Source organism: Pseudomonas sp. TE31087, assembly GCF_057284075.1.
This window is the reverse complement of the sequence record NZ_JBXVNN010000001.1, coordinates 4,463,437-4,475,207: the sequence shown is the minus strand read 5'-3', so window position 1 is coordinate 4,475,207 and position 11,771 is coordinate 4,463,437. Positions and strand designations below refer to the sequence as shown.

General features: G+C 64.6%; 9 protein-coding genes and 1 rRNA gene. 7 read left to right on the top strand and 3 right to left on the bottom strand.

What is annotated here, in order from left to right:
* Nucleotides 1-157: 157 nt before the first annotated feature.
* Nucleotides 158-499: a tryptophan synthase subunit beta gene (locus ACZ899_RS20215; protein ID WP_203652574.1), complete on the top strand. Its 342-nt coding sequence runs from the start codon at nt 158-160 to the stop codon at nt 497-499.
* 230 nt (nt 500-729) lie between these two features.
* Here the strand turns inward: ACZ899_RS20215 and lapD are convergent, their stop codons facing one another.
* A complete protein-coding gene (gene lapD / locus ACZ899_RS20210) occupies nt 730-2,676 on the bottom strand; it encodes a cyclic di-GMP receptor LapD (RefSeq protein ID WP_234562882.1) in 1,947 nt (648 codons plus the stop codon).
* Between the two features lie 10 nt (nt 2,677-2,686).
* Entirely contained in the window at nt 2,687-3,388 is a 702-nt protein-coding gene (gene lapG / locus ACZ899_RS20205; RefSeq protein ID WP_203649467.1) for a cysteine protease LapG, read from the bottom strand.
* 271 nt (nt 3,389-3,659) lie between these two features.
* Here lapG and ACZ899_RS20200 point away from each other — a divergent pair, with 271 nt between their 5' ends.
* The 6 genes from ACZ899_RS20200 to ACZ899_RS20175 all read left to right on the top strand — a co-directional run bounded on the left by ACZ899_RS20200 (nt 3,660) and on the right by ACZ899_RS20175 (nt 11,242).
* Complete coding sequence (locus ACZ899_RS20200; RefSeq protein ID WP_234562883.1) at nt 3,660-4,352, top strand: GntR family transcriptional regulator; 693 nt, start codon at nt 3,660-3,662, stop codon at nt 4,350-4,352.
* A gap of 78 nt (nt 4,353-4,430) precedes the next feature.
* A complete protein-coding gene (locus ACZ899_RS20195) occupies nt 4,431-4,997 on the top strand; it encodes a hypothetical protein (protein WP_203649463.1) in 567 nt (188 codons plus the stop codon).
* Between the two features lie 601 nt (nt 4,998-5,598).
* A complete protein-coding gene (locus tag ACZ899_RS20190) occupies nt 5,599-6,375 on the top strand; it encodes a DUF3050 domain-containing protein (RefSeq protein ID WP_234562884.1) in 777 nt (258 codons plus the stop codon).
* Nucleotides 6,372-7,301, top strand: a complete 930-nt coding sequence (locus tag ACZ899_RS20185; RefSeq protein ID WP_234562885.1) for a diiron oxygenase — start codon at nt 6,372-6,374, stop codon at nt 7,299-7,301. Before ACZ899_RS20190 ends, ACZ899_RS20185 begins: the two co-directional genes overlap by 4 nt.
* A gap of 10 nt (nt 7,302-7,311) precedes the next feature.
* Entirely contained in the window at nt 7,312-10,743 is a 3,432-nt protein-coding gene (locus tag ACZ899_RS20180; RefSeq protein ID WP_234562886.1) for an amino acid adenylation domain-containing protein, read from the top strand.
* A gap of 31 nt (nt 10,744-10,774) precedes the next feature.
* Entirely contained in the window at nt 10,775-11,242 is a 468-nt protein-coding gene (locus ACZ899_RS20175; protein ID WP_203649455.1) for an SRPBCC family protein, read from the top strand.
* A gap of 362 nt (nt 11,243-11,604) precedes the next feature.
* Here ACZ899_RS20175 and rrf read toward each other — a convergent pair.
* Nucleotides 11,605-11,720 (bottom strand): 5S ribosomal RNA (gene rrf / locus ACZ899_RS20170).
* Nucleotides 11,721-11,771: the final 51 nt, after the last annotated feature.

Here is an 11,771-nt window from a genome sequence, read left to right as displayed (position 1 = left end):
GCCTCTCTACGGCGGCCCGCAAGGGCCGCCGTTGGGGGCGCGGGCTTTTCCAGCCATCCCTTCACGCGCATACTCGTGCACCGGGCTTACATGCCCGGTGAACTTTGCCTATGCTGCTGACTACCAAAAAGGATTCATCGTGACGAGGGACGCCGCCATGTTCTACGTGCAACGCGACGCTGACGGCCGTTTGCTGCGGGTTGAAGCCGCCGAATTCGGTGGTTTTAACGACATGGTCCCGGCAGACAATGCCGAGATCCAGGAATGGTTCGCCGACAACGTTGTCGAGAACAGCCTCAAGCAGCTCAAGCAGAGCGACCTGGACATGATCCGGGTACTGGAGGACCTGATCGAGGTACTGACCGCCAAGGGCGTGTTCAGCATCACCGACCTGCCGCCCGGTGCCCAGGCCAAGCTGCTCAGTCGCGCCAGTGCACGTGAGGCGCTAGGCGGCCTGAACAACCTGATCGAGGAAGACGAGGACGGCGGATTGATCTGATCACGCGGCCCTTGCTTGCTCCTGTAGGAGATAGGCCAGCCTTTCGGGCTACGACGCTGTCGCGCAGGGAACTGTTATCACTGTGGGAGCGGCTTTAGCCGCGAAGAATCCAACGCGGTGCCTGGCACCGGCTCTGCCGGTGTTCGCGGCGGTGCGGCGGTCCGATAAACCCGCTCCCACAGGGCTCGCGTGCTACCCGAAGGGCTGGGTAATCTCCCACAGTGTGCCACTCAGCGCCAGGGTGCCGGCCCACCTACCAGTTGCCCCTGAATCCCCTGCACGCCCATCTCCCGTAGTACCTTCAGCTCCCCTTCGGTCTCTACCCGCTCGGCGATCAACGGCAGGTCGATGCTGTGCGCCGCGCGCTGGATGGCCTCGATGAACAGGCGCTTGTGCCGCTCCTGGTCGATGCTGCGGATATAGCCACCGTCGATCTTCAGGTAGGCCAGGCCCAGGTGGGCGAGGTTGCCGATCATGCTGAAGCGCCCGCCGAAGCGTTGCAGCGCCAGGCTGAAGCCCAGGGCGCGCAGGCGTCGGGTCAGTTGCTCCAGCACCGATTGCTCGGGCAACTGCTCTTCGCCGATCTCGAAGGTCAGCCGCCGCCCCAGCGCGCCATGCTGCCCCAGCAGCTCGTAGACTCGCTGCAGCGCCTTGGGATCGGCCAGGGTCGCGGCCGACAGGTTCAGCGCGAGCGCCTCGCCATGTCCCTGCAAGTGCCTGAGCACTTTCTCCAGCACCAGCAGGTCCAGCCGCGCCATCCAGCCGAAGCGCTCCAGCCACGGCAGGAAGCGGCCGGCCGCCAGGGCTTCACCCTGCTCGTCGTGCAGGCGCGAGATGACCTTGTAGTGCAGCACCCGCTCCGGCGCCCTGGCATCCACGACGGGCTGGAAGAACAGCTCGAACTGCCCTTTGTCCAACGCCTGGTCCAGGCGCGTGTGCCAGGCGTGGTGGCTGTCGGCGGCCTGGCCCGCTGCGCCCTGTTCCAGGCACACCCAGCCCGGCGCGGGCTGGCTCTCGGCGCGGGCCAGGGCCTCGTCGGCGAGCTTGAGCAGCGCTTGCGGGGCATCCCCGGGGCTGTAAGGCGCCAGGCCAATGCAGGCCACCGGGTCGACATCGCTGGCGCCGGTCTCGTGCAGGCTCTGCAAGGTGGTCTCCAGGGCTTGAGCCAACTGGATCGCCTCCTCATGCACCATGCCCGGCGCCAGCACCGCGAACTCGCCGCCACGACTGCGGGTGATCAGGTCGTTGGTCTCGGGGAAGTTCGCGCAGGTGCGGCGCAACTGCTCGCCCACCGCCTGCAGCAACTGATCGGTGCGCTGGCCCCCCAGGCGCGCGTTCAGGCCCGCCAGGTCCTGGACCCGCAGCAACAGCAGGTAGCCGGCACGGGCTTCCTCCAGGTTGCTGACCCGGGCATTGAGCTGCATTTCGAAGTAACGCCGGTTGGCCAGCCCGGTGAGGCTGTCCTGGTACGACTCGGCCCGCAGCTTCTCGCTGCGCTCGGCCTGTTCGGTGAACAGCGCCTTGAGCTTCTCGACCATCTGGTTCATCGCCTGCACCACCCGGCGCAGCTCGGGCGTACGCGGCAACTCCGGCAGGCTGAGGAACTCACGGCGAGCAATGGCGTGGGACTGCGCCACCATATAGTCAAGCGGCCGCAGTTGGCGACGCAGCAGCAGCGCCCCGAGCACCGCACTCGCCGCGCCGCACAGCAGCAGCCAGCCCAGGCTGCCCAGGGCGCTCTGCCAGAGCTTGGCCAGGGCGAACATCGGATGGCTGATCACCTCGACCCGCGCCGCCTGCTGCCAGCCACGGCTGACAATGGCGTCGCCACCGGCCGGGTCCAGGCCGATCAGCTGGATGAACCAGCCCGGCACGCTTCCCGCATCGGGCTCGGCATGGCGCTCGACCAGCACGGCATTGGAATCCAGGTCGATGACCTTGATGCTCGAATAGTAGCCACTGTCGAAAATCGAGCTGACCATCAGCTCGACCATCGCCGGGTCATCGATGTTCGGCGTCAGCGACAGCGCCAGCGCGGTCGCCGCATCCTGGGCATGGGAGCGCAGCTGGTTGACATACTGGCTGCGCGAGCTCTCCAGGCTGACCATGAAGCTGCCACTGAAGGCGACCACCAGGAACAGGCAAATGGCTAGCAGCAATTGTTTGAACAGTGACATCTGTGCTCCTTCAGTAAACCGGTTCGGCCGGGAACCCTTCGGCCTGCATTTTCTTCAGCAAGTCCTGCCACCGCGACAGGCGCTTGGTGTCACCGACCTTCTTGTTGCCGCCAGCGCCGGTCAGCCACAGGCCTTCACCGTTGAAGGCATACACCGGCAGCAGGTCGGTACGCTGGCTGGCCGGCTTGATCGCGTCCATCAGGCTGTCGAGCACCAGCGGCTGGGCCTGTGGGCTTGAATAATAGGTCAGGACCATGTGCGCACGGTTCTGGCGCAAGGCCTTGACGTAGGTGATGCGCAGCTTTTCCGCCGGGACGCCCATGCGCCGCAGGCTGAAGTACTTGGCGATGGCATAGTCCTCGCAGTCGCCCGCGCCCTTGATCAGCGACTGCACCGGCGTGGCCCAGTAATCGACCTCGTGCCACAGGTCGATGTCCTCGACGTAGCGCAACTGCTTGTTGAAGAACAGGTTGACTACCTGCAACTGCTCCAGCTCGCTGCCCTGCTTCTGTGTCGCCAGCAGGTTCTGCCAGGCATCTATACGCCCCTGCCCCGGCCCCAGCGGACCATACAGGGCCTGCGCACGGCGGCTGATCTGCGAGAAGTCCCAATCCGCCTGGGTAGCGCCCAGCCACAGGCAGCCGAGCAGCACGGCAAGGCCGAGCCGGCGTGCGGTCGCATTGAGAGGCCAAGGTATCGCCACTGCGGACACCCGTTCAGATCAGTCGAAAGCAGCGATGGTGCGGGCTGGCGCGGCAAAAGACAATGGCACCGGGTGCCTGTGCTGCCAACTGTCGGCAAACCCGCTTCGTACAAGGGCTGGCGACCTTGGCCATCTTCCCAATGCCGACAACTTGCTTCACGATAGCCGCGTTTCGTGAGTGCGCCATGGCGCACCCGCTTGATCAATCCGTTTGACAAGCGCCCCCTTCCCTCACTAGGGTTATTGGATCCAATTTTCATGTTGCCGAGGCGAACCCCGCGTGGCTGAGAAACCCAAACTCCTGAGCACCGTGCTGGGCAGCGAGCAGGTACCGCCGCACCTGGCCCGCAGTGTCATAGAAGAGCGCCTGCGCAGTGCCATCCTCGACGGCCGCCTGCCACCGGGCACCGCCGTGCGCCAGCAAGAGCTGGCGACCCTGTTCGGCGTCAGCCGCATGCCCGTGCGCGAAGCGCTGCGCCAGCTCGAGGCCCAGTCGCTGCTGCAGGTGGTGATGCACAAAGGTGCGGTTGTGGCACCACTGATCGGCGAGGATGCCGTCGACACCTACGCCCTGCGCGTGCTGCTCGAGACCGAGGCGTTGCGTCAGTCGATCCCCTTGCTCGATGCCGACGACATCACCCAGGCCAGGGCATACATCCGCCAGCTGGAAAATGAGACCCGCCACGCCGAGATCGGCCGGCTCAACCGTCTGTTCCACATGGCCCTCTACAGCAAGGCGCAGAACCAGAAACTGCTGCGCATGATCGAGATCGAGCTCAACGAGGAGGAACGCTTCCTGCGCTTCCACCTGTCCTCGATGGGGCTGGGCAAGCTCACCCAGGACGACCACATCGCCCTGGTCGACGCCGCCAGCGACAAACTGGTGGACAGAGCCATCGGGCTTCTGGAAGAGCACCTGAACCATGCCGCGCGCACCATCAGGAGCTACCTCGACAGGCAATCGGGCAACTGATCCTGCTCAACCGCGCAGCCGACCTCAGCGACCGCGTCGCTGCGCAGACACGATCCGCCACAAGGAACGGCAGTGCACGTGCAGACGCGACAGGAAACCACGCCCGACCAGCCGTCCAGGATCCGCCTGATCTGCCTGGCCAGCACCCGGCAGCAACTTGCCCAGTACCGTACCTGGGCAAGGACCCTCAGCGACCCCATCGAACTGGTCGCGGTCGATGTCCCAAGCATTGCCGACCTGGAACAGTCCACCGCGCTGCCCGTGGCCGGGCGCCTGACCCAGGCCCTGCGCGAACAGCTCCAACCCTACCTTGCACAACCCCACGCGATGTTCGCCCAGGGACTGGGCGCGCACATCGCCCTGGCCCTGATCCAACAGGTGCAGGAGACGAGTCCGGGGCAGACCCGTCACTTGTTTGTTTCAAGCTGTGACAGCCCGCAGTTCAGTACCAGCAACCTTCCATTGCAGGTGCCGATGACCGTGCTGTACCCGCCCGGCTCCCTGGCCGCGATGCTCGGCTGGCACAGTCTGGTGCGCCGAGAGCTGGAGCTGATCGAGTTGCCGCTGCCATCGGTCGATGCTTCGCTGCTCAACCAGCGCCTGGTGCGCATCTTCAACAGCCACCTCGGGCTGCTCAGTTACTGACCCTCCCCCTGCCTTCCATGCGCTGACCAAGAGGGCATTTACTCTGCCCGGTCTGCTGCTGGCCATGGCAGTGCCAGCATTTTGGGCACACTCTACTCCCCGCAGCGGCCGCTGATCATCAGACGTGGACCTGGCCGCCTGCCTCCTCATTCACCAGCAGAAGGAACCTGGCACCGGGGCAAGGACCGCACGCGATCAGCCGCCCTCCAATAGTCACTCTCCCATCTCCGTTCATCAGTGCTCCGAGTGAGGCATTCACTCTGTGTCTATTTTTCTGATCGTTATTTATCGGAAGGAGCACATATTGCCAAAATAAAACTTACCCAAAGTTTTATTCGGGCACTTATATTTCAAGAAAAGTCCGAGCATAAAATAATCAAAAAAACAATTGCGGCGAACTTTGAAGTTGTTCTAACTTTTATAGCGCCAGCCAGGGGCGGCCAGGCATCACCGTGGACGCCTTGCCAGACAAGCCCTGCCGGCCTCTATCCGTTGTTCGATGTCGAAATTTCATTCGAGGTATCTCTTCGCCTGGAATTTATATAGCGAACAATGCGCAGAGCAACTTAATCCCTGAATGCCATCCATAACGGACCTCATCATGAGCACATTGAAGCGCACACTTTCCGACAAGAAACATGAACTTTCCCTGCACCCGCTCTTTTCCGAGATCGACTCGCTGCAGACACTGCGTCGATTTATGGAAACCCATGTTTTTGCAGTCTGGGACTTCATGTCGCTGACCAAGCGCCTGCAGCAGGAGCTGACCTGCGTCAGCCTGCCATGGCTGCCACCTGCGGACCCGGCCGCGGCACGCCTGATCAACGAGATCGTGCTGGGCGAAGAATCGGATGACCGCCTCGACCACGGTCACTACAGCCACTTCGAACTGTACCTGGATGCCATGCGCGAAGTCGGCGCCAGCACCCAGGCCATCGATCGCTTCATCAGCCTGCAACAGCAAGGCATCGCGGCCATTGACGCCCTGCAGCGCTGCGGTGCCAGTGAAGCCGCCCAGCGATTCGTCCGCGACACCCTCGAGGTGGCTCTCGACGCGCCGGCCCACCGCGTTGCGGCCGCCTTCCTGCACGGCCGGGAAAGCGTGATCCCGGCGATGTTCCAGCAGATCCTCGACGAGTGGGGCATCGGCACCGAGCAGGCTCCGACCTTCCGTTACTACCTGCAGCGCCATATCGAGGTGGACTCCGAAGACCACGGGCCCGCCGCCGAACAATTGCTGGCCCGCCTGGTCGACCACGACCCGCTGCGCCAGGAAGACGTCTACGTGGCCGCCATCGCCGCGGTGGAAAGCCGCGTGGCGCTGTGGGACCGCCTGCGTGCCTCGCTGCAGACACCTGTCGCCGAGGTCACCCCATGAATGCCCTCGAGTACCGCTCCTTTGCCGAGGCCTGGGAGGCTCGGGCGACCATCCGCACCCGGCCCCGGCGCCTGGTGGAGGATGACCAGCGACTGATCTACCCCCTGAGCCGCCAACCCCTGGTGCTCGGCGCGACGTTCCAGCGCGAATGTCCGCAGCTGCGTGATTTCGTGCTGGTGCAAAGTCTCTACAAGTTCATCAACGATGTGGTGATCTTCGAGACCGAAATCGTCGACCGCACCGCCCGGCGCATCGCCAAGGACCGCTTTGCCGTGCGCTTCCCGTTCGCCTGCCGCTACGACGCGATGACCGTGGTGGTGGACGAGGACTATCACGCCCTGGTGGCGATGGACTTCCTGCAGCAGACCATCGCCCTGACCGGCATCGAGCCGATCGCCCTGCCCCAGGAGATCGAACTCAGCCGCGCCATTCCGGCCGTGCTGGACCAGGTGCCCGAGGCACTGCGCGATGCGCTGGAACTGATCTGCGTGGGCATCGCCGAGAACACCCTGACCGACGATGTCGCGGCCTTTGCCAAGGACGACTCGGTCAAGCCCTCGGTGAAGGGATTGATGGCCGATCATCTGCTGGACGAAGGCCGTCATTCAAGCTTCTGGGCGCGGCTGACGCGCATCTACTGGCACACCGCGCCGGAGGCGGATCGCCGGGCAATCGCCAAGGTGCTGCCGTTGTTCCTGCGTCAGTACCTGACCAGCGACATCCAGCAAGCTTTCGACTGCGCCCTGATCGCCGCCTTGCCGGTGAGCGAGCCGGTGCGCCAGGCCTTGCGCGAGGAGGCGCAGGGCCTGGCCTACCCGATCAATCACCAGCATCCGCTGCTGGGCAACATCCTGCGTTTCTTCCGCAGCAGCTCGATGCTCGAGTCGCCTTGCGTACAAGACGCCCTGCGCGATTACCTGCCCTGAGGACCTGGACATGAGACGCCTCGACATACTCCTGGTGGGCACCAGCCCCACCCTGGAGGCATTCACCCGGCTGCTCGACGAGCACGGCCATGGCTCGGCCACCGCCGACAGCGCGCAAGCCTTGCGCCAGCAGCTGTCGGCCCGGCCGGACCTGGTGGTGGAAGATGGCAGCCTGGCCCTGGGCAGCTGCGACTGGCATGCCCTGGGCAACACGCCACTGCTCAGGCTGCGCCTGGGCGCCAGCTTCGCCGAGCCCCTGCCGCAACTGGAAGCCCTGTGCTGGTGCGGCAGTGCCAGCGCCCAGCGGCTGATCCAGCGAACTGCGATCCCCGCGCCGAGTGCCGGCAACGGCCAGCAGTTGCGCGAAGACGCCCTGCAGGCCCTGTGTGATCAACTGGCCCTGCAGGTCACCCGCTTTGCGCGCAATCCGGCGCATCTGCAGGAAGCACCCGCGGCAAGCCCCGGCGACCAGGAGCGCGAGCACGGCCTGGACTGGCTGGAGGCTCTGGCCTACCGCCACCCATTCAACCGCACACTGCGCGCTGACTTGCTGGAGAAGGCCGAAACGGGCCTGATCGATACGCTGGAGCACAGCTTGCGCCTGCATGCCGAATGCCCTGCGCTGAACCATGCCGGCCAGCGCTCCAGCTATCGCCAGCTGCATGCCCGCACCGTCGCCATCCAGCAGGCCCTGGCGCCGTTGCTGCCCGAGCCCGGTGAACAGCCGCCGGTGGTCGCCGTGTGCATGGGCAAGTCGCCCGACCTCTATGCCAGCCTGCTGGCGGTGCTGGGCTGCGCCGCCATCTACCTGCCGCTGGACCCGGCAACGCCGGCCGAACGACGCCAGTCGATCCTCGAGGATGCCGGTGCCTGCGTCGTGCTGCATGACGGGCAGGCGCCTGTGGATATCTCTCATGTGGATATTCGCGGCATCGCGGCGACACCGGCCATGCCGTTGCCCGGCCTGGCGCTGCGCCAGGCCGGCGCCGAGCAGGCCTGCGTGGCGATCTACACCTCCGGCACTACCGGCCAGCCCAAGGGCGTGCTGCTCAGCCAGCGCAACCTTACGCACTTCATGGCCTGGTACCGTGAGCATGTGGCCCTGGACGAGCACAGCCGAGTGCTGCAGTTCTCCACCATCGGCTTCGATGCCTCACTGCTGGATATCCTGCCGACCTTCGCCTGTGGTGCGGAACTGGTGCTGCCCAGTGAGGATCAGCGCCGCGATCCGCAGCAGCTGGTACAACTTATCCACAGCCAGGAAGTCAGCCATGCGTTCCTGCCACCGGCCCTGCTAAGCATCCTGCCGCGCAATGTCCACCTCGGCCTGCGCCACCTGGTCACTGGCGGCGACGTCTGCGAGCCGGAGGTCATCGCCCGCCTGGCCGGTCAGTGCCGGATGCACAACATCTACGGGCCGACGGAAACCACAGTGCTGGCCACCACCCGGGTGTTCGCCAGCGGTGACAGCAACCGCAACCTGGGCCTGCCGATCGCCAACACCCAGGTGCTGATACTCGACCCGGCGCTGCAACCGGTAACGGAGCAGACCCCGGGCGAGCTGTACATCGCCGGGCCCGGTGTCGGCCTGGGCTATCTGAACAAGCCGGCACTGACCGCCGAACGCTTCGTCGAGTTGGACCTGCCCGCCGGCCGCACGCTGCGTGTCTATCGCACCGGAGACATCGGCAAGTGGACCGCCCAGGGCATCGAGCTGTGCGGACGGCGTGACAACCAGGTGAAGATCCGAGGTTTTCGGGTCGAGCCCGAGGAGATCGAGCACTGCTTGCGCGACAGCCACCTGTTCGCCCAGGTGGCGGTGGTGATCGACGCGCAGCGCCGGATCCTGGCCTTCCTCGCCCATCCGCAGCGGACCGATGCGCAAACCTTGCTGCGCGATCATGCCGAGCGGCACCTGCCCGACTACATGCGCCCGTTGTTCTACCAGGTGCTGGAGCACATGCCCTATACCGCCAACGGCAAGGTGGACCGCCGGGCGCTGTCGGCACAGCCACTGGCCCTGTCGGCGAACGCGCGCATCGCACCAGAGACCGACACCGAAAAGCACCTGTTGCATCTGTGGAGCGAGTTGCTGGAACTGCCGCCAGCCGACATCTCACTGGACGACAGCTTCTTCAACCTGGGCGGGCACTCGATCCTGCTGTCGCGCCTGTTGCTGGAGATCCGGGAACACTTCGGCCAGGGTGTGGCCATCAACCGTTTCATCGAGCAGCCGACCCTGCGGCGCCTGGGCGCGCTGCTCGACGGCAACGATGATGCGCTGCAGACCTCCCTGGCGCGCCTGGAACAGGACGCCAACCGCGATCTCGGCCTGCAGGTACTGCCGATGGAGCGTCTGGGCGATGTGCACAAGGTCATCGTCACCGGGGCCAACAGCTTCCTTGGCGTTCACCTGGTTGAAGCCTTGCTGGAGTGGGGCGCCACCGAAGTCGCCTGCCTGGTACGCCGCGCCGGTGGGCAGTCCGCCGAGGAACGCTTCGCTCAAGCCCTGCAGGACAACCATATCGACCTGGACCTGAGCCGCGTGCGGGTACTCGAGGCAGACCTGCGCAAGCCGCTGCTGGGCTTGTCCCAGGCCGACTACGACGACCTGGACAACCACTATGGCGCCCTGCTGCACAACGCCGCGCAGGTCAACCATGTGCTCGACTACGAGGTGCTGGCCGCCGACAACATCGAGCCGTTGTTCGGGTGCCTGCGGCTGTGCGAAGGTCGACGCAAGAAGATCTTCAACTTCGTCTCGACCCTGTCCGCGTGCAGCGCGGTGGACGGTGACGGTCGCGTGCTGGAGAGCGACCCGGCCAGTACCCCGCCGATCTACATCCGCAATGGCTACAACCTGAGCAAATGGGTCGGCGAGCGCATCCTCAGCCGTGCCCGCGAGCAGGGCGTGTGGGTCAACCTGTTCCGTCCCGGCAACATCACCTTCGACAGCCGCACGGGCGCCTGCCAGCCCCAGCGCAACCGGCTGATGCTGATGCTCAAGGGTTCGCTGCAACTGGGGCAGGTACCGGGGCTGGAGATCGACTTCGACCTCATGCCGGTGGACTTCCTGTCCCGTTTCATCGCCTTCCACAGCAGCCGCCACCAGGCTGGCCAATGCGTGTTCAACCTGCACAACCCCGAGCCACTGCGCTGGCGTGACTACCTGGCGTCGTTCCATGCGCAGGGCCATGCCTTCGAGCTGGTCAGCGTCGAGCAGTGGCAGCGCCAGTTGGCCCGGGTCGACCGCGACAACGCGCTGTACGACGTCCTGGGCTTCTACCTGGACGGCTTCGAAGAAGACATCGGCGATATCTCCGGCATCGCCCACGACAACGCCCGTGCCGGCGTGCAGCGCATGGGCGCCCGTTACCCGAGCAAGGACCCGGCGCTGCTTAGCCGCGGCTGCCGCTACCTGGCCGACATCGGCTTTATCTGACCCCTTTTATCCACAACAGGAGCAACATCCCATGCAAGCACTCAAACCCGACACCCTGATCCGCAACCCGCAAGGCTGCCTGGTGGTTTCCAGCGTCGAGATCGCCGCCCCGGCCGCCAGCGTGTGGAACATCGTCGGCAACTTCGCCGGCTTCCCGGTATTCATCCCCGCGCTGGCGCATATCGAAATGACCGGCAGTGGCGTGCGCTCGGTGCGCAAGAAACTGTTCAAGGATGGCAACGTGGTGATCGAGCAGTTGAACAGCCGTGACGAGCAGGCCATGCACATGACCTGGAGCCTGATCTACACCAGCCTGAATATCGGCAACCTGTGGGCTGCCATGGAGGTGCAGACGATCGATGCCAGCCGCAGCCGAGCGACCTGGACCATCCAGGCCGAGCCCTGGGAAGGTGGCCCGGAGGCCCTGCCGGGCTTCCAGGCGTTCCTGCAGGGCTTTGCCGATGAGGCGATGGGCAATGTGCGTAATCTGCTGAGCTGATAGCACTGGCGGGGGTGTATGCCCCGGTAGCAAAAAGGCCGCTCCCAACCGGGAGCGGCCTTTTTTTGTCTTGGATATCAGGGCGCGGGGATAACTGTTCGGGCTGCACTTTCGCGCAGGGTGCAGGTTTTCAAGCATCAGCAGCGTGGGAGCGGGCTTGCCCCGCGATGCGCTGTATGGCACCGGCTTCGCCGGTGATCGCGGGGCAAGCCCGCTCCCACGCTGCTGATGCTTACAACTTTGTTCCCTGCGAGACAGCCCAGTCCAAGGAGCTAGGCTGTCTCATACAGCAATCACGCGCATTGATACCCTGAAAAGACAAAGCCCCCGATCGCATCGCGATCAGGGGCTTTGGAATTGAATCTTGACGATGACCTACTCTCACATGGGGAAACCCCACACTACCATCGGCGATGCATCGTTTCACTGCTGAGTTCGGGATGGGATCAGGTGGTTCCAATGCTCTATGGTCGTCAAGAAATTCTGTGTGCCGGTCCGTCCGAGGGACGTGCCAGCGAATCTCTGTACT